The 18,054-nt window shown below is 37.8% G+C and carries 19 protein-coding genes and 1 tRNA gene; 9 read left to right on the top strand and 11 right to left on the bottom strand.

Annotated elements, in window-relative coordinates; translation table 11 throughout:
* Nucleotides 1–114: 114 nt before the first annotated feature.
* Nucleotides 115–1,260, top strand: coding sequence for a hypothetical protein (locus FERPE_RS09205; RefSeq protein WP_155804147.1), 1,146 nt, complete (start codon nt 115–117; stop codon nt 1,258–1,260).
* 31 nt (nt 1,261–1,291) lie between these two features.
* Here the strand turns inward: FERPE_RS09205 and FERPE_RS09200 are convergent, their stop codons facing one another.
* The 5 genes from FERPE_RS09200 to glnA form a co-directional block, all read right to left on the bottom strand.
* Entirely contained in the window at nt 1,292–2,026 is a 735-nt protein-coding gene (locus FERPE_RS09200) for a LytR/AlgR family response regulator transcription factor (protein WP_014452350.1), read from the bottom strand.
* A gap of 30 nt (nt 2,027–2,056) precedes the next feature.
* Complete coding sequence (locus tag FERPE_RS09195; protein WP_014452349.1) at nt 2,057–3,046, bottom strand: sensor histidine kinase; 990 nt, start codon at nt 3,044–3,046, stop codon at nt 2,057–2,059.
* A 129-nt stretch (nt 3,047–3,175) separates the two neighbouring features.
* Nucleotides 3,176–3,625 carry a NifB/NifX family molybdenum-iron cluster-binding protein gene (locus tag FERPE_RS09190; RefSeq protein WP_014452348.1) on the bottom strand — a complete coding sequence of 150 codons (450 nt, stop codon included), beginning with the start codon at nt 3,623–3,625 and terminating at the stop codon, nt 3,176–3,178.
* A gap of 43 nt (nt 3,626–3,668) precedes the next feature.
* Nucleotides 3,669–4,049, bottom strand: coding sequence for a PadR family transcriptional regulator (locus tag FERPE_RS09185; protein WP_014452347.1), 381 nt, complete (start codon nt 4,047–4,049; stop codon nt 3,669–3,671).
* Between the two features lie 193 nt (nt 4,050–4,242).
* A complete protein-coding gene (glnA, locus tag FERPE_RS09180; protein WP_014452346.1) occupies nt 4,243–5,613 on the bottom strand; it encodes a type I glutamate--ammonia ligase in 1,371 nt (456 codons plus the stop codon).
* A gap of 296 nt (nt 5,614–5,909) precedes the next feature.
* Between glnA and FERPE_RS09175 the strand changes: the two genes are divergently transcribed.
* Genes FERPE_RS09175 through hisS form a run of 4 tightly spaced genes read left to right on the top strand, consistent with a single transcriptional unit; the run spans nt 5,910 to nt 9,842 of the window.
* The gene (locus FERPE_RS09175) at nt 5,910–6,989 is read left to right on the top strand and encodes a glucose-1-phosphate thymidylyltransferase (RefSeq protein ID WP_014452345.1); all 1,080 of its coding nucleotides are present in this window, start codon (nt 5,910–5,912) and stop codon (nt 6,987–6,989) included.
* 24 nt (nt 6,990–7,013) lie between these two features.
* On the top strand, nt 7,014–7,850 hold the full coding sequence (locus FERPE_RS09170; protein WP_014452344.1) for a Cof-type HAD-IIB family hydrolase: 837 nt from the start codon (nt 7,014–7,016) through the stop codon (nt 7,848–7,850).
* Nucleotides 7,851–7,857: 7 nt separating this feature from the next.
* Nucleotides 7,858–8,592, top strand: a complete 735-nt coding sequence (locus FERPE_RS09165; protein ID WP_014452343.1) for a tetratricopeptide repeat protein — start codon at nt 7,858–7,860, stop codon at nt 8,590–8,592.
* Nucleotides 8,577–9,842 carry a histidine--tRNA ligase gene (gene hisS, locus FERPE_RS09160; protein ID WP_014452342.1) on the top strand — a complete coding sequence of 422 codons (1,266 nt, stop codon included), beginning with the start codon at nt 8,577–8,579 and terminating at the stop codon, nt 9,840–9,842. Before FERPE_RS09165 ends, hisS begins: the two co-directional genes overlap by 16 nt.
* A gap of 46 nt (nt 9,843–9,888) precedes the next feature.
* On the opposite strand, the gene FERPE_RS09155 is transcribed toward hisS, so the two are convergent.
* Nucleotides 9,889–9,962: transfer RNA gene (locus FERPE_RS09155), tRNA-Gln, on the bottom strand.
* Nucleotides 9,963–10,075: 113 nt separating this feature from the next.
* Between FERPE_RS09155 and FERPE_RS09150 the strand changes: the two genes are divergently transcribed.
* Genes FERPE_RS09150 through FERPE_RS09135 form a run of 4 tightly spaced genes read left to right on the top strand, consistent with a single transcriptional unit; the run spans nt 10,076 to nt 13,503 of the window.
* Complete coding sequence (locus tag FERPE_RS09150) at nt 10,076–11,572, top strand: NTP transferase domain-containing protein (protein ID WP_014452341.1); 1,497 nt, start codon at nt 10,076–10,078, stop codon at nt 11,570–11,572.
* Nucleotides 11,573–12,163: an SIS domain-containing protein gene (locus FERPE_RS09145; protein WP_014452340.1), complete on the top strand. Its 591-nt coding sequence runs from the start codon at nt 11,573–11,575 to the stop codon at nt 12,161–12,163.
* Nucleotides 12,160–12,534 carry an HAD family hydrolase gene (locus FERPE_RS09140; protein ID WP_014452339.1) on the top strand — a complete coding sequence of 125 codons (375 nt, stop codon included), beginning with the start codon at nt 12,160–12,162 and terminating at the stop codon, nt 12,532–12,534. The genes FERPE_RS09145 and FERPE_RS09140 overlap by 4 nt, the downstream gene beginning before the upstream one ends.
* 27 nt (nt 12,535–12,561) lie before the next feature.
* Complete coding sequence (locus FERPE_RS09135) at nt 12,562–13,503, top strand: hypothetical protein (protein WP_014452338.1); 942 nt, start codon at nt 12,562–12,564, stop codon at nt 13,501–13,503.
* Nucleotides 13,504–13,522: 19 nt separating this feature from the next.
* Here FERPE_RS09135 and FERPE_RS09130 read toward each other — a convergent pair whose 3' ends face one another.
* From FERPE_RS09130 to FERPE_RS09110, 5 genes are read right to left on the bottom strand one after another with little or no spacing between them, the layout of a single operon-like run.
* Nucleotides 13,523–14,368 (bottom strand): hypothetical protein, encoded by an 846-nt coding sequence (locus tag FERPE_RS09130; protein ID WP_014452337.1) that lies wholly within the window; start codon nt 14,366–14,368, stop codon nt 13,523–13,525.
* Between the two features lie 16 nt (nt 14,369–14,384).
* A complete protein-coding gene (locus FERPE_RS09125; RefSeq protein ID WP_014452336.1) occupies nt 14,385–15,434 on the bottom strand; it encodes a glycosyltransferase family 2 protein in 1,050 nt (349 codons plus the stop codon).
* Complete coding sequence (locus tag FERPE_RS09120; RefSeq protein ID WP_014452335.1) at nt 15,431–16,426, bottom strand: hypothetical protein; 996 nt, start codon at nt 16,424–16,426, stop codon at nt 15,431–15,433. The genes FERPE_RS09125 and FERPE_RS09120 overlap by 4 nt, the downstream gene beginning before the upstream one ends.
* Before the next feature lie 26 nt (nt 16,427–16,452).
* Nucleotides 16,453–17,196, bottom strand: coding sequence for a TPM domain-containing protein (locus tag FERPE_RS09115; protein ID WP_014452334.1), 744 nt, complete (start codon nt 17,194–17,196; stop codon nt 16,453–16,455).
* Between the two features lie 27 nt (nt 17,197–17,223).
* On the bottom strand, nt 17,224–18,024 hold the full coding sequence (locus tag FERPE_RS09110) for a DUF4895 domain-containing protein (protein WP_014452333.1): 801 nt from the start codon (nt 18,022–18,024) through the stop codon (nt 17,224–17,226).
* Nucleotides 18,025–18,054 lie beyond the last annotated feature (30 nt).

Genomic DNA, 18,054 nt, shown 5'->3' with positions numbered 1-18,054 from the left:
ATTTTACTTTTTATAATCCTTGGAATTTTAGTTCTTAGTTTCGGATTTATTTTCACACATAATTACCCGTCGCTGTCTTTGATAAAAAGCACTCATAGCAAAAAGGATGTAACAATGGATAAAGAAGTAATAATTGACACAGGGTTAGAATCAAGAATATCAAGGGTTATCGGCACCGATGATGGATTTGCCGGAATTGGTTCAGTAATGACTGATGAAAAAGAGAAATATCAGATATTACTTACCAAGATAGACGAAACCGGCAAAATTCTGTGGACTAAACTTTTAGGAGCTGATGGGGATGATTTTGGATACGACATTATTCCTTTAGACGATGGCTTCTTACTTCTTGGAACAACCTCTTCAGGAAGTTTAGGCGCTTTAGGAAGATTTGATGCTTACGTCATTCGACTTGATAAAACCGGGGATGTGATTTGGCAAAAATCATTTGGAGGACCTGACTGGGATAGAGCTTACAAAATAACGAAAGTAGAAGACAACTTTGTTTTCATTGGTGATAACTACGAAAAAGGTAAAGATGTAACTCAAAATTTTGGAGAACACGACTACTGGATTGTTTCACTTTCAAAAGAAGGTAAAATCATTTGGGACAGAAGTTTTGGAGGAGTACGCTGGGACAGGGCTTACGCTGTTGGTTATGATGAGAAAAACAAACAAATAATCGTTGCAGGGACAAGTAACTCATTTACAGATGGGACACGTTACGATGGATACGTTGTCAGTTATGATACAAACGGGAACCTACTTTGGCAAACAGTTCTTACAAACTCTCAAACCCTTTGGCCCATGGATTTATGTGTCACAGCTGAGAGCGTTTTTGTCGCAGGTTACGTTTATGAATTCTCCAACGTTCCGAATTTCGAAAAGCTTGGAACCGAGAAAGCCTTCGTTGCAAAATTGTCCCTAAACGGAGAGGTGGAGTACTTAAAAACGTTTGGAGAAAATGTGAGAATCCATTCTGTGGTTTGTAATTCGCAAAGCCAAGTTCAAGAACTGAATGATGTGGTTTACTTCGCAGGTTACAAATACGATTATGAGAAAAAAGTTCCTTGGTACGGTGTTTTTGAATACAATAAGGCCTCAGATGCTATCAACGTCGTTGAGAAAACAATTGACACGGAATACGGTATGCTCTTTTCGATATCAAGAGATGAGAAGAGAAATGTATTCATATTATCCGGTAGTGTTATGGATAATGGAAAGATGAAAGGATTGACAAAGCTTTTGCCGGAAATATAGGACCGATAAAATTGATCAGAAAACTGCTCGATTATTCGAGCAGTTTTTTTATAGAATCTTTGTAATTTCTTCCTACAGGAATAATATCTCCATTAGAGAGTTCAAGAGCTAACGAACCAAAATAATTTCGGATAATCTTTCTTATCTTCTCAACATTAACGATATACGACTTGTGCACTCTTAGGAACCTTTCGTAAGGCAACTTAATCTCACAATCTTTAAGTGGGATTTTTGTCTTCATCTTTTCGTTCTTTGTAACAACAACCGTCTCGCCTTTTTCCGATGTTAGAAAGATTATCTCGTCAACATTTAGAAAAACTATTTCATCACCGATTTCCACAATGAACTTGTCAGCTTTTAATCTTTGCGCTAAGTCCTTTACTCTTTGAATGTTATCGTATAGATTCGCTCTTTCAAAAGTGCTCAACTTTCTAACCTTCTCAATAGCTTCGTGCAACCTTTCCTTTTTTATTGGTTTTAAAAGATAATCCACTGCATTTTCTTCAAAAGCCTTTACCGCATACTCAGAATAGGCGGTTGTGAATATCACGTAAGGTTTGTGATTGATATGTTGGAGCACGTAGAATCCGTCGTGTTCCCCAAGGTTTATATCAAGAAAAACTATCTCAGGTTTTTTCTCATCTATCATTCTTATCGCTTCTTCTGCATCCTTGGCAATACCAAGCACTTCTAATCCTTCTTCTTTTACCATTTTTTCCAAAACCATTGCCAAAAGTTTTTCATCTTCAACAATAACGCAGGTCATGAACTCCCCCCTTGAAGAACTTTTCCTAAGTTACCCAATATCTTCCCAGGAAAGAGTAACAATCGTTCCACTTTCCGGAGAAGATTCAAAATGTAGTTCCACTTTTCGTGAAAATGCATTCATCAATTCTTGAACAAGCTTTAAACCTGTTCCTGGAATTATTTTCTCCGCACCTTTACCATTATCACTAACCTTTATTGTAACAGTCCCATTAACTTTCGTACATTCTAATTTTATCTTCCCGCCGTTTTTCGATTTCGCTATTCCATGAACCACGGAATTTTCTACTATTGGTTGCAAAACCAAAGAAGGAATTTTCACCGTCTCACATGCTGGGCCCATAGTAATTTCGTACTCAAGACCTTCCACTCTAACTTTTTGTATCTCAAGATAGCGTTTGGTAAGTTCTAGTTCATCTTTTAATGTCCAGACTTCGGACGCATTCAACACAACCCTGAAGAGCTCTGCGAGGTTTGACAAATACTCTCTAATCTTCTCTCTTTCCACTCGTAAGTCCAACATCGAAATTGCTGTGCTCAACGAATTGAAGAGAAAATGTGGATTTGTTTTGTATCTAACAACCTGGATGCTCAGTCTTTGCTGGACAGTTCTTAGCTTTTCATATTCCTGAATCTGCTTTTCAAGTTCTCTTTTCAAAGTTAGATAAGACACACCAAACGAAACTAAAAGAAAGGTAGAAATAGCAAGTAACGAGTTTGAAAAATTCACAAGCGAATCTTCTGTATACCTGTAAACCCACATTCTGAATATGTTCGAAAATAAAAAGAGCACAGCGACAATTGCAGTAACCAATAACGTGAAGTAAAAAACCTTAGTTAATTGCCCAGAATTACGAATTTCCTTCCACCAAGTTCGGAAAACATAATAAGTCAAACCAACCGTGTTCACTATGACAAACACAGATACGATAGAGATAAAATACAAATTTGAAGGTAAGAAATACATTGTATATACGAAGATAATGAGTGCAATCACTTGCAAAAATAGGAAAACTCGCAAAGTTGTTCACCTCTTGGAATGAATAAATTTTTCATTACTCAACATTAATTTTAACATAACAGTGACTGATAATAAACAATAAAACCGACGCCTTTAAAGCGCCGGTTTGTTGGAAGGTTTTCTCATCTTTTACTTTCTTGGTTCTATTTTTCTCAATTCTCCTGCAGTAAATTTTGCAATTGCTTCATCTATACTCGTTCCTGGTCGAACCAAGTAAATTCCTATACCTCTCTCTTTCAAATCCTCAAACATGTGTGGTCCTATCCTAACAGCAATAACTGCTTGAATCTCTCCGGTCGAGGCAAATACCTCTTCATGCCCGTGGCGATGACCTTCACCATAGCCGTGATGATAACCTCCACCATAGCCGTGATTACCGTGATGCCAACCATGTCCATATCCATGTCCTTCGTAATGTTCGTGATAACCATGATGTCCATGTCCTCTTGCATGAAGATTTTCTGAGAGTCTTCTGGATATTTCTTTTCCATCTTCAAATTCGACTATCATAAAATATTCAGCACTTCCAAAGTGACTTGCCACCGTTCTTCCATCGTCCGTAGGAATCGCAATTTTCATACCCAACACCTCCTTCAAGTATGATTTTTAGTTGCCAATTTTTTCAAGCATTCAAAAACAAATCAAACGCTTGCTTTAGTCTTGATATGTATTCCACCAACTGCTCCAAATATTTAAGACCTTCTTCTGTTATTTCGTAAACTTTCCTCAACCCACCGTTTCCTTCCTGGAGTGAATAACTCACCAACCCATGAGCATTTAGCTTTCTTAACAAACTGTATATAACACTTTGGTCATGTTTGAATGGATAATATTCCGCTTGCGATATTTTATCGTATAATTCGTAACCATGCATGGGTTTCTTTGAGAGCTCTTTCAATATAACCGCCGTAAGATAATCTCCCACGGAAAAACCTATTTGCTCACATATATGAGGTCCATGATGTCCTTCACCACGATGCTGACATGCACATTTTCTCCTCATTTATCACATTCCCTTCCTCAACTACCTGACTCCATATTTGTCGTTACTGATTATATATCAATATTGAGTTTTGTCAAGTAATATCTTAAAATTAACCCCCTTGGCACTTATAAGTCCAAGGGGGTGGGGGTACTGGTATGAGGAAGCTTCTCTGTAACTCTGAATCTTTTAACTCCTATTATAGACTACCAGATTACACATCAAAATACAAGTCATATTCTTTTGGATGAGGCACAGAGCTGACTTGCCTTTCTTCGAATAATTTCGCTTTTATCCAATGTTCAATCAAATCTTTCGGGAATGTTGTTAAAAATTCGTGATTATTTTTCAATGCTATACAGCTTTCTTCGAGCGATTTTGGAAGAGGTTTAAGCTCTTTTTCATAAACATCTCCTTCAAATGGTCCAAAACCTTCAGAAGTTGGGTCTATCTTCTTCCTAATACCATCGACACCGGCAAGTATCATTGCTGCAAAACCAAGGTATGGGTTACACGTCGCATCTATGGTTCTGAACTCAATTCTTCGTTTTTCTGGGTCTTTCACATAAGCGGGAATTCTAATAGCTGATGTTCTATTTGCGAGCGCAAAGACAGCGTTCGTTGGTGCTTCAAAACCTGGGACCAATCTGCGGTATGAGTTCGTTGATGGGTTTGTGAAAGCCATAAGGGCAGGGGCGTTTTTCAACATACCACCAATATACCAAAGAGCTTCTTCGGAAAGATTGTAAAGTTTATCCCCGTTGAATATGTTCTTACCGTTCTTTTTCAAGAATTGGTGCACATGCATCCCATTACCAGCTTCGTCAAACATAGGTTTTGGCATGAATGTTACTAAGTATCCGTACTGTTTTGCAACCATTCTTGCAACGTGTTTGACAAGCATCGTGTAATCTGCCGCTTTCAAAGCATCTACAAATGTTAATTCAATCTCTACTTGACAAGTTCCAACTTCGTGATGGTGGTACTTAACAGGCACTCCGTATTCAAGCAACTTTTTAACAATCGCATTTCTGACTTCCATCAACCTATCAAATGGAGGGATTCTGTGGTAACCTTTCTTCCTCCCAATGAAATATTCCCCTGTCTCACTGGATTTCCAAAACCCCTCCGAACTGTCAATTTCGAACATGATTCTGTTAGACTTCACATCGTATCTCACATCTTCAAAGATATGAAATTCGTATTCAGGCCCCAGATAAACTTCATCTGCGATATCTTTTATTGACTTAAGTGTTTTCTTCAAAATTGTTCTCGGGTCATGCGAGCATGGTGTCATATTTTCAACTTCGTAGACATCACAAATCATTGAAAGAACTTTTTCACCATCGTATTCTTCGATAAATGCGGTCTCGGGGTCTGGAATAATAACCATGTCACTGTTGAAGACCTCGGCATAGCCAAGATTTGAAGCATCAAATCCTACACCTTCAACGAAAGTCTTTTCGGAAAAGTTTGTTCTTGCAAGTGTCACGTGTCTCCATCTACCCCAGAGGTCAACAACCTTGAGGTCTATGAAATTGATACCTTCCTGTTCGATTAATTTCAGAACTTGCGAACTGGTCATCTTAATCCCTCCTAAAAACCATTAATTGAAAATCGCTTTCTATCACAATAATACTAGCATGTTCGTTCTAAGGAAACAAATTACACCATCCAAGTGGAACATACAAAAAACGATTTATTTTAAACTAACCTGAGAGCTTCTCATTTTTTCTTAAGAATTCTTCGATATGCTCTTTAAAAAGAGGTCTGTTTTTAGGTTAATTCTATTTGAAATCCAACACTATTGTTATATAATAGTTTTGCTTCTTAAAATAACGTAACTGATTCAATTAAAATCATCGACAAGGGGTGAGAAATGTGAAGGCTATTATTCTTTGCGCAGGGAAAGGAACACGTTTAAGACCTCTTACCTACACAACGGCAAAACACCTTATTCCTGTTGCAAACAAACCTGTTATACTCTACACTATCGAGAAAATCAAAAGCGCGGGGATTAAGGAGATAGGAATCATTGTCAGTCCAGAAAACAGGCAAGATTTCATAGCTGCACTTGGTGATGGTTCACAATACGGCGTCAACCTGACTTACATCCTCCAAGAAGAACCAAAAGGTTTGGCACATGCCGTTCTCATGGCAAAAGACTTCCTCGGAGACGAGGATTTCATGATGTACCTTGGTGACAACCTCATCATGGACGATATAAGACCCTTTGTAAAAGAATTTGAAGAAAAGAAGGAGTTAAGCGCATTGATTATGCTCTCTCCAGTCCAAGAACCATCACGCTTTGGTATAGCGGTAATGGAAGGAAATAAAATTATCAAAACTATCGAGAAACCCAAAGAACCGCCTTCAAACCTTGCAATCATTGGGCTTTATCTATTCAGAAAAGACATTTTCGAAGGTATAGCCAATATCAAACCATCCTGGCGTGGGGAACTTGAAATCACAGATGCGATAGACTGGCTCATTCAACATAAAGGAACTGTTGAAGGGCACATAATATACGGTTGGTGGAAGGACACAGGTAAACCTGAAGACCTTATAGAGGCAAACCACAAGATTTTGGATGAAATTATCGAAGAATTCAAAATTGAGGGCACCGTTGAAGCCTCATCAGTTATACAAGGTAGGGTAAGTGTTGGAAAGAATTCAGAAGTAGTCAACAGTGTCATAAGAGGACCTGTAATTATTGGGGACAACTGCACTATTTCAAACGCGTACATAGGTCCTTACACATCGATAGGTAACGGGGTAATGATTGAAAACTGCGAAATCGAAAATTCCATCGTTATGGACGAAGTTAAGATTTCAAACCTTTCGTTCAGGATAGATTCCTCCGTCATAGGTAAGAAGGTAGAAATCTCAGAGAACGATGGCAAACCAAAAGGTGTTCAGATAATCGTGGGCGACCTCAGTAAAGTTATTGTCTCAAGATAACACAAAGGTCCGGAGGTTAGAGAGATGGTAAAGCTCATAGTTACAGACTTAGATGGTACACTTTTAAACGATGAAAAACATATACCGAGAGAAAATATCGAGGCACTAAAAGCAGCAATGGACAAAGGTATACACGTAAGTGTTGCAACAGGCAGAAATTTCTACTCAGCCAAACCATACGTCGAAAAACTAGGACTCGATGTCCCTGTCATCTTCCAAAACGGTGCATTTATTTACCAGTGGATGGAAGATAAAGTCATATACAAGTCCGAGCTTAAAACAGAAATTGCCGAAAGGGTCATTGAGACGGCAAGAAAGTATAAAATTTTCTACATACTCTATAGAGACTTCCTCGAAGAAAAAGATATGTACATAGACCAGCCATACAGCGGTAATTTTTCACTTTATCTGAATCAAAATCGCTGGAGATTGAATATTGTCGATGATGTGTTAAAATACTTAAAAAACAAACTCACTGTTGCCGAAGTAGCACTTGTTGGAAACGAGGAACGGATAATGCTCGCTTTAAATGAATCTCTTGGTGAAGTGAGAAATGCAACAAGCATTGTAAAAAATAACACGATAAACGAAGAAACTTTTTATGAAGTCTTCGGACCAAATGCTTCAAAAGAACTCTCGATAAAGTATCTGTTTGAATACTTTAACGTTGCTCCAGAAGAAACGATGTACTTAGGAGACAGCTTCAACGACATAGGGCTTCTTAAGATGGTGGGTTATCCGGTAGTTATGGAAAACGGGCACAGCGAGGTTAAGCAATATGCAAGATACATCACAAAATCCAATAACGAAGCAGGAGTTGCTTACGCAGTAAGAAAATGGGCTCTCGGAATAGATGAGTAAGCTGGTGATGAAAATAACCAAATTGTTTGAAACTACGATTTTATTTGTTCTCTTAGGAGCTCTTAGCTTTGCATTTTCCAGTACCGAACAAATGAGTGAAATATCCTACAAAATCCAGTACATGATAGGCAATCGACAAGCCAAGGAACTTGTACAGTTCCTTGGCTCTTTAGATTTTGAAAAGTTAACGCTGATAGAAAAAGCTGATTACATAATCGCCCTTAGCGAACTTTACAGTTGGGCCGGTGTGGATTACAGTTATTCTGAAAAAGCCTACAAACTAGCCGATGAAATGCTCAAAAAGTATCCAGAATTCTGGAAATTTCACTATGCGATGGCGGTTGTACTCTCCCATAGGGTTCAAAAAAATAATCTTCTTGCTATAACGCTTGTTGGAAAAATAGACTACCATCTTAACCAAGCCATGCAATACGGACCCAAAGAATGGGAACCTTTCTTTTTAGCAGGCGTTCGAAATTTGGAAGTCCCGCTTTTTCCAAACCTTATGCTCGCTGAGCAATATTTAAAAAAGGCTTTAGATAACAACCCAGAACACATTTACACTTATTTGATGTATGGGAAACTTTTCGAGAAGAAAGGACAGTTTTGCGATGCACTAAACATCTATAAAAGAGCACTCCAGTTGCCCATCAGACCAGAATGGAAAGTAGTTGACGAGGAAGCAAAAAATGAGATAAAGAACAGAATCCCGGAGGTGGAAAGGAAGTGTACCAAAAAATAAAAGGAACGGAAGATTTATACGGCCAAGAGATGAAGTATTGGTACTGGATAGAAGAAAAAGCCAGAAAGATTTCTTTGGTGTACGGATTTACAGAAATTCGCACACCGATATTTGAGGAGACAAAATTGTTTGTCAGAAGTGTTGGTCAAGATACAGATATCGTCCAAAAAGAGATGTATACATTTGAAGACAAAGGTGGTAGGAGCATCACCCTAAGACCAGAAGGAACCGCTCCAGTTGTGCGCGCATTTGTCGAAAATGGTTTGATTACCCAAGGCTTCCCTCAAAAATATTTTTACATCGGTCCAATGTTTCGGTACGAACGTCCGCAATCTGGAAGGCAAAGACAATTTCATCAATTTGGTGCAGAAATATTTGGAAGTCCATCTGCGCTCGCTGACGCGGAATTAATAGCTTTTGTTGATAGATTCCTTAGGGACATAGGTCTTGTGGATTTTGAGATACATATAAACACCCTTGGAGACACAGAGGACCGCGCAAATTACAAACAAGCGCTCAAAGAGTATTATGCTCAGCACCTGGAGCATCTTTGCGATGATTGTAAAGTAAGATACGAACGTAATCCATTGAGATTGCTCGACTGTAAAGTAGACGTCGAATACGCAAAACAAGCTCCAAAACTTATTGACTACATAGGGGAAAACGCACGAAAACATTATGAAGAACTAAAAAAATTACTCGACGCCCTTGAAATAAAATACATAGAAGATCCAAGACTCGTAAGAGGGCTTGATTACTATAACCGAACTGTGTTCGAAGTGCACCATCACAAACTTGGCGCGATGAGCGCAATTGCCGGTGGCGGAAGATACGACAACTTAATAAAAGAAATTGGTGGTAAAGACGTGCCGGCATTAGGATTCGCTGCTGGTATGGAAAGACTGATACTTGCATTAAAAGCTGAAAATGTGAATGTTGATGATATAAAGATAAATGAAGTCTATATTGCACACTTTGGAGGAGAGGCAGTCAGAATAGAAGCGATGAAACTTGCACAGCAGCTGCGCAGGGAAGGTATAGCAGTGAACCTTGAAATCATGGAAAGAGGTCTTAGTGCGCAACTCAAAAACGCTGCAAGAACAGGTGCAAAGCTTTGTATAATTATTGGTGAGAACGAACTTGAAAGGGACATCGTATTAGTCAAGAACATGGAAACGGGCGAACAACTTGAGTTCGAAAAGAACTTCGTTGTCACTGGTATCAAAGACCTGTTAACAGAACTCGCTTAAAAAATTAAAAGCTCCCGTACGGGAGCTTTATGATAGGTATTAAATTTGGCTGGGAGGGGAGGATTCGAACCTCCACTGGCGGATCCAGAGTCCGCAGTCCTGCCATTAGACGACCTCCCAACACGCCTTGAACAAAGCAAGGCAAGATATATTTTACCATAAGGATTGGGGTTGTCAACGGTAATATAATCTCAAAAGGAGACCTAAATACCCAAAGACGAGGTGAGTGATGTATGGTAGAGTACAAATACATAATCGTGCAAGCAGGCGGGAAAGGAAGCAGATTGGGTAAGTACACTTTCAATAAACCAAAAGCCTTAATCCCTGTATATGGAACTCCTCTTATCTTGAACACGATGTCTAAGTTCTCGGGTTCAAAATTTATTATCATAGGTGACTATAAATACGAGGTACTTAGAGACTACCTGCGAAAATACGCAAAAGAAAACTATATTTTGGTCAAAGCTCATGGTTCGGGCACGTGTGCAGGACTTCAAGAAGCACTTAGCTACATACCACAAGGAACACCATTTATAATCACCTGGTGCGACCTTTATTTCCCAGATGATTTTAAACTTCCAAACGATGAAAAACCCAAGAATTATGTTGGTCTGTCAGGAACATTTCCATGTAGATGGTCTTACGAAAATGGGGAATTCCGTGAAGAGCCATCAATAACCAATGGCGTTGCCGGATTTTTCGTCTTTCAGGATAAGGAACTCATAAAAGATGTCCCAGATAATGGAGAATTCGTTAGATATTTAAGTACAAGAAAAGATTTGGTATTCGATACAATAGTTCTGCGAGGAGTCAAGGAATTTGGAACTACAGAAGAATACGAAAAACTCCTTTCTGAGGCTGTTTCAAGGCCTTTTAATAAAGTAACAGTGCTAGATAATGTGGTTGTGAAAGAGCCTATCGATAAAAAGGGATTTGAACTGGCAGAATTAGAGATTGCCTGGTACAATCACGTGTCGAAATACCAATACGAACACATACCCACGGTTTTGTCTGGCAAACCTTTGAAACTTGAAAAGCTAAATGCCAAACATCCTTTTGAGTTACAACCTACTCACGAAGTGCTCGTTAAAATACTGGAAGCCCTTTCTAAACTGCATAGTTATCAAACAATCCCACCATGCAAAATGAGTTACTATAGGGAGTATTATCAAAAAACATTCGAAAGACTTTATGAGGTAAAAAACATAATTCCACACTCAGAAAAGCCCGAGCTTTACATAAACGGTAAAATAGTCCCGAATCCGTTTCTTTTAGAAGAGGAGATTAAAAAGGCTTTAGAGAAATTCTTTAACAATCCTTTTACCATAATCCATGGTGACCCAACTTTCTCGAACACTATGGTTACCGATGATGGGATGGTCTATTTTATAGACCCAAGAGGGTATTTCGGGCATACAAAGATATTCGGCGATCCCGACTATGACTTTGCAAAAGTTTACTACAGCCTTGTAGGAAACTACGACAAATTCAATAGAAAAAGATTCGAGCTCAAAATTTTTCATGATAGCGTAGAAATCGCCATTGAATCAAACGGTTACGAAAATTTTGAACATTTATTTTTCGAGATAGTGGGTATTAATAAGACAGAAAAGATTAAATTGCTTCATGCAATAATATGGTTATCTTTGACTACGTACGCTTGGGATGACTATGATATGATATGCGGTGCCTTTTATAACGGTGCGTTAAAACTTGCGGAGGTGTTGTAAATGTTGAACCATCTTGAAAAACAATTGGAAGCATTGAAAGGAATTGTGGAAAGAATTGACAAAGTAGAATTAGAAAAGCTCATAACAGAAATGGTTGAAACAATAAGGAACGGTAAGAAGATAGTGACATCTGCTCTTGGGAAAAACGTGCCAATATGCGAAAAATTTACTGGCACTCTTATTTCTCTTGGTGTACCCGCATATTTTCTTCATACAAACAATGCCGTTCATGGAGACCTTGGGATTGTAAAAGCAGGTGACCTTGTTCTTCTCCTCTCAAAAAGTGGAAATACAGAAGAATCAGTATATCTCTATGACCATTTAAAAGCAAAGGGTGCGAACATATGGATAATGACTTATAATGAAAATAGTATACTTGCAAAAATGAGTGAGAAAAAGGTTATACTGTATCTTGAACATGAAGGAGATAAATGGAACCTTGTTCCAAACAATTCTTCAATTGGATATCTTTTTATACTTCAAGCAATAGCTATGGAATTATTAGATAGGCTCGATATTCAAATCGACGAATTTAAGTTTAATCATCCTGGTGGATTTATAGGGAAAATACTGAGAGGTGAAGGAGTGTGAAAGTTAAGCTCGCTCTTTCCATATTACCAAAAGTCTGGATTTTTGACCTCGATGGAACACTTGTAAAACATAATGGATATCTAATGGAGGGGGATACACTACTACCAGGCGTTAAAGAGCTATTTGAGAAAATACCGGAAACTGACTTTATAATTATACTTACATCAAGAAGCGAAGAATATCGCGAAATTACTGAGAGTTTTTTAAAAGAGCATGGAATAAGATATAACGCTATCTTGTTCGGTTTGCCACAAGGCGAGAGAATTCTTATCAACGACATTAAACCTTCAGGCTTATTGACAGCGTACGCAATAAATAAAGAAAGGGATTCGGAACTTGAATTGGAAGTCATAAGAATAACCGAACTATAGAGACAACCACTCAAGGAGGAGATCTTTGTGATTTCATTGTTAGGAAAACTGCTTAAGGTCATTCCTAAAGATATTGATCCTGATAAAGCCTATGTGATTGTATCCCCACATGTTGGCGACATATATGCTTTTTGTTCTCTTAGTAAAGAGGTTAAACAACTATACAATTTAAAAAAGATAGTTTTGATAACTCCTAAAAAATTTCACCAACTTGTTTCATGTTTCAAAGACATCGACGAGGTAACTGAAATATCAGATAGTTTAGCAGAATTTTTTGCGTGGCTTCCTCTCTCACACCCCCTGAAATTGCAACCGTTAAAGTCTGGAAGTTTAAATATCTGCAGCCCCGGGCTGTTTGAAAAACTATTTTTTTTTAACGGATACAACTTTTGGCACGTATTTCGATTGAAAATGGGGATTCAGGACAGGTTAAAATTCAAATTGATCCCCGATTTTCCTGAAGCGTCGAGCGATGTCATAAAATTAAAAAACGAATACGAAGGACATCAGAAGAAATTGTTTATATTTCCACTTGCGAGAGCCATAAAAACCACGAAAGAGATAAAAAGTGTCTTCCGACAAGTTGTTGAAACTGCGTTATCGAACGGCTGGATCATCTTTGCCAACGATATTCCTGATTATCTCTCTGATATGCCGCTAATTCCGGCACGGTTCTCGCTTATAGATACTATTCACTTCGCCAACTTTGCAGGAAATGTGTTAACAATCCGTAGTGGAATAACAGATCTTCTGACAAACGCTTCAGCAAAGATTGCGGTTCTCTACCCTAATCTTAAAACAACCCACTTGTTTGGCAAAACAACGATTAAAGATTATTTCCCAGTAAGTGACTTTGAAATGCGCGCTGTAATGCAAGAATTCACTATCTCTGAAAGCGTCGAACAGATAGCAAAAGAAATAATTCGCTTTTTTCAGTTAGAGTTTAAGGATAAGAGCGATGTTACCTAAACGAAAATTTTAGTCCGAATCATTTATTTCTCAAAAAGTAAAGTATCTTATAAATAGCACGAAGCAGTAGTATCGTCAAAATTTTTGGGTGGTTGTGCCCTTCACCGTACCCAAAATCTAACACAGGTCTTAAGATACTATGCCTTCCAGCGTTGTGCACTACTGGTATAATTTCTAAATGGTCTATATCTTTAAACAAAAATTTTCCATTCTTTATCTTATACGTTAGTATTGTTGTAGTTGGGATAAAATTGTACTTTGGGTGAAGTTTGCAGAACCCCTCTTTGTAGGCTATGTAATTGGGGATAATAGTATCAATACCCCAAACATTACCAACCTTAGTTAGACGAGCCATTTCTTCAGCTACTTCCAAGAAGAAATCTCTAGAACCTATCAAAAATCCAACATTGATAAGCTTTTTATTTTTTAGTACATTAATTACCTCGTCGTAATTATGTATATATTCTTTCTTGATCAAAGAAACAATAGCAGGTGAGATTTCTTCGATTACACCTGCGATTCTACAGTTATTTTTAAATAAGTCAGAGATATCAGCTTGAAAAATTAAGTCACCAGAATCTGTAATTGCCACTTTTTCATAATTTGGATTTTGCTTTAAAAAGGCCGCAAGCTCAAAAAAACGAGCATTATTTATTAAGTCATCTCTTTTTGTCGCTTCCAACACAATAGCCCCTTGTTCAGAAAGTTTTTGAACCACATCTTCTGATAGTCCATAATCCATAATAAGTACATCTATCTCTGATAGATTAACGTTTTCTTTTAAAGATCTAAACCAATGATTTAAGAGAAAATCTTCGTATTTCTTATTGCATGCGGTTGCTATCAAATATCTCTTCTCAGTCAATCAAAATCACCTGCTTTCAACCAAACATTTGTTCAACCCTTGACTTCGACTTAAATATAATTCCTGCAAGTCTAAGCAGCATGTACGTTAATTCGGGAAAAAGTGCATAGGTCGTTCTTATAAAACTTAGTTGCCTACCCATTTTCGTTGGGTTCTGCCTGTACTTTACTTTGAGCACTTGTTCGCGAATATTTCTACGTCTTCCAATCCTGATCCATTTTGTAAATGGATATCCATTGAAAGCAAGATTGCCAATGGTCCACGCATAAGCGTTCGGAATAACAAATTCATCTAAGATTTTAACAAATTCAGATTCGTTACGTATTTCGAAAAATCTTCTTAACCGTTTCATTGAACCGACATTGTGAAAGCAAGTTAAAGTAGGCTGTTTCGTAGTTGAGCTATACCTAAATACAGCTGACGCAATAGCTCGGTTTAAAACATAAGCAAAAGATGAAAAACTGAGAAATTTTGAAATAAATTCATTATCCTCTCCGAATAATGCTCCTTTCGTAAACCTTAACTGATTCGTATCGATGACATCCATAAGAAATATAGAAGAATTTAAACTTATGTGAGTTCGACTCAAAAGAAAATCTTTAGTTATCTTCTTTGCGTTTTTCAATCCCTCTTCGTAAACATACGTTTCGTCATACCTATACAAAAACTTTCCGTTTGGAGTTACCACGTCCTGCCCACCAAAGGCTATCTCGCAATTATTTCTTTCACACGCTTCAACCAACACCTCAATAGCATCCGGAACAAGCCAATCATCACCATCTAGGAATTTTATATACTTCCCTTTAGCATTTTCAATACCTATATTCCTTGCAACACTTACGCCTTCATTTTTCTTGTGTATCACCTTATATGGAAATCTGTTTTGATTTCCCAATATGCTTTCGACGACAACACCCGTTTTATCCACTGACCCATCGTTTACCACTATTATTTCTAAATTTTCGTACGTCTGCCTCAGCACACTCTCCAATGTCTTCGGAATGAATTTTTCAACGTTATACGCAGGAATAACGACAGAAACAAGTGGTCTTTCAGAATAAATCACTTTCCTATTATCCTCCTCAAATCACCAATCATCAGCGCCTTTACTTTTGAGGGAAGATAACTAATTGTTAAGTATACCAAAATTAGGTCGAGTGAGAAATAAACATACCAAAATTTGTTTAAGAATCCCACCACATCAGAAATAACTATTCCAAATAAATTCATCACAACATAAACTAAACTACCAACTAGCATATGGTAAGAAATCACAAAAAGTGCATTTATGGATAATTTCAAAAAGAACTTATCAATTTTTATCTTCTTCACCAAATCAGAGAGGAACACAATAATAATTATTGCCAGAATCTCTCCAAAGAACGAAATGACCCCACTTTTGCCAAACCATTGGTTGTTCCAAGAAATATCTCCGTTGACCTGACTTATTAAAATCAAACCAACAGTTGCAAGCATAAAATCCACAATGGAAACACTAAGATTTCTCTTTTTCCATTCACGACCAATCCAGAAAAAGGGTAATGAAACAATCGCAGCGTCAATTTTAAAAGGTAGCGGTTCATGTTCAAAAATTCTAAATGCGAAAGAACCCAAGATTGAAACGAACAATAGAAATCTGCTCTTTTCAACAATATTGAATAAAATCTCTGCTAGAAAAAGCATCAGAAAAAACCACACAGGTATCGCGTTTACTGCTACTTGGTCTAACTTGTCCATTCTACCTATAAGAAAATTTGTTAAATAAACACGTTTTGGATAATTCATTACGTTGCTCGGCGCGATAAGTAAAAATATAAGTGTGTTAATGAAACCGGCAACATAGTAGGTTTGAAGAAGCAAAATTCTTGAAGCGATAATATCTTTTAAATTCCGTTCTTTCCACTGGTATCCCCTTGCAAACACAAGCGAACCTAGTCCGTAGCTGAAAAATGCATAAATGTAGTTTGGAGTTCCAGCATGAACAAGCATAACAAAGAATATTGCAAGGCCTTCCAATATGAGTATGTTTATTTTTTCGACTTTGTAAATACTTTTCATCTACTGCCAACACCTCACTATCTTCCTCACCACTTCCCGCTCGCACCACCGCCGCCACTTCTGCCCCCGCCAAAACCTCCAAATCCGCCACCAGAGCTTCTACCAGACCCTCCGAATCCACCCGGTCCCATTGGACCCCGCGGACCAATGTACCATACCCCTCGCCTCGACAAAGCTAACATGATAAAAGTCACAATAAATATTATTATCACTATCGTATCAACATCCACAGAAGAACTCTTAGGTAACTCTGTATCTACATCAAACGTAAGTTCTACATTGTATTCCTTAGCAACCTCTTTCGCAAGAGCCAAATATCCGTAGTAAATCCCTTTGGAATAATCACCTTCCTTGAAGTATGGAATGATATATTCATCCCTAATCCGTCCAGCCTTTCCATCAGGAATAGCACCTTCAAGTCCGTAACCTACTTCTATACGCATCTGCCTGTCGTTTATCGCAACAAGCAACAAAACTCCGTTATCTTTCCCTTTCTGCCCTATTCCCCATTTTCTGAAAAGCTCAACCGCATACTCTTCAATTGTCATACCTTGCAGCGAGTCAATAACAACAGCTGTTACCTGCGCTGTGGTTTTGTCTTCGAGTTCTTTTCCCACCGAGATTATTTTTTGAACATACTCAGGTTCAACCACACCAACGTAATCGTTGATGTATTTGTATGGTGTAGGCTTTGGAAAATCAACGGCTAACAATACATTTGAAACGAACAACAAACCCAAAATTAGGTAGAACATTCGTTTTACTCTCATCTACTCAACTCCATTCATATCGCAAGCTCAAAAATACTTTGCGATATCAGATTTTATTTTCTCATAATCATCCAGTAGCCTATCAACTCTTTCAAACGGCGCATTGGAAAAAATCGTTTCGAACTCGAGGGTAAACGAACCAATGACACGTTCCGATATTGGATAATACTTGGCAGGGGCAAGGTTGTATTTCTTTCTTAGCAAAGAAATAACCTCCGAATACAATGGACGGAACTCATCTGTTACCTTTTTATCAACAACAAAGAAATTTATCCCTTCATCGTTTATTATGGTTTTACATATTTTGTATTTCCCATCTTTGTATTTTTCCAAAAACTCCAAAACCTTTTCATCAACACGCTTTGCAAAAGAAAACGATTCTGTGCCAAAAACCTTTTCACTGAACATTTCCTTGTTCAAAAACCCATCATTTCCAGCAACCGCTATGAACCTAGTCTTTAACGGCAATTTTATTATACCACATTGACAAACCCACTGTTCATTTAGATTGTTTGTAATCTCCCTACAAAGCCTGATAAACTCATCCTTTTTCCCCAATTCGTTCATTTTGTAAATTGCGGGAGTTAATGACATCGGTAAAGAAATCGAAATACCAACGATTTTTTCATTGGAAGGTGTGACTATGAAATTCATATAAAACGGGAAAGTTGAAAAATGTTCAGTATGATTAAGATGACAACTTACCACCGCCACATGGCGGTGGTAAACATCTAGCCTTTCTTTCTTACTCTCCAAAAATTCGACAAGTTCAGAAGTATCAAAATCTATCTTTTCTAATTTTTTAAACCTCTCAGGTCCTACATACATTGCTTTCTCTCAAACCTTCCTTCTTAAAAT

The sequence above is a fragment of the Fervidobacterium pennivorans DSM 9078 genome (assembly GCF_000235405.2).
Classification (GTDB): domain Bacteria; phylum Thermotogota; class Thermotogae; order Thermotogales; family Fervidobacteriaceae; genus Fervidobacterium; species Fervidobacterium pennivorans.
The sequence above is the reverse complement of the archived record's forward strand: the minus strand, read 5'-3'. Positions and strand labels throughout refer to the sequence as shown.

Coding starts and splice junctions, on each gene's coding strand:
- FERPE_RS09170 (WP_014452344.1), top strand. CDS start 7,014: ATGGTAAAGCTCATAGTTACAGACTTAGATGGTACACTTTTAAACGAT.
- FERPE_RS09205 (WP_155804147.1), top strand. CDS start 115: ATGGATAAAGAAGTAATAATTGACACAGGGTTAGAATCAAGAATATCA.
- FERPE_RS09120 (WP_014452335.1), bottom strand. CDS start 16,426: ATGAAAAGTATTTACAAAGTCGAAAAAATAAACATACTCATATTGGAA.
- FERPE_RS09165 (WP_014452343.1), top strand. CDS start 7,858: ATGAAAATAACCAAATTGTTTGAAACTACGATTTTATTTGTTCTCTTA.
- FERPE_RS09115 (WP_014452334.1), bottom strand. CDS start 17,196: ATGAGAGTAAAACGAATGTTCTACCTAATTTTGGGTTTGTTGTTCGTT.
- FERPE_RS09150 (WP_014452341.1), top strand. CDS start 10,076: ATGGTAGAGTACAAATACATAATCGTGCAAGCAGGCGGGAAAGGAAGC.
- FERPE_RS09190 (WP_014452348.1), bottom strand. CDS start 3,625: ATGAAAATTGCGATTCCTACGGACGATGGAAGAACGGTGGCAAGTCAC.
- glnA (WP_014452346.1), bottom strand. CDS start 5,613: ATGACCAGTTCGCAAGTTCTGAAATTAATCGAACAGGAAGGTATCAAT.
- FERPE_RS09145 (WP_014452340.1), top strand. CDS start 11,573: ATGTTGAACCATCTTGAAAAACAATTGGAAGCATTGAAAGGAATTGTG.
- FERPE_RS09110 (WP_014452333.1), bottom strand. CDS start 18,024: ATGTATGTAGGACCTGAGAGGTTTAAAAAATTAGAAAAGATAGATTTT.
- FERPE_RS09200 (WP_014452350.1), bottom strand. CDS start 2,026: ATGACCTGCGTTATTGTTGAAGATGAAAAACTTTTGGCAATGGTTTTG.
- FERPE_RS09185 (WP_014452347.1), bottom strand. CDS start 4,049: ATGAGGAGAAAATGTGCATGTCAGCATCGTGGTGAAGGACATCATGGA.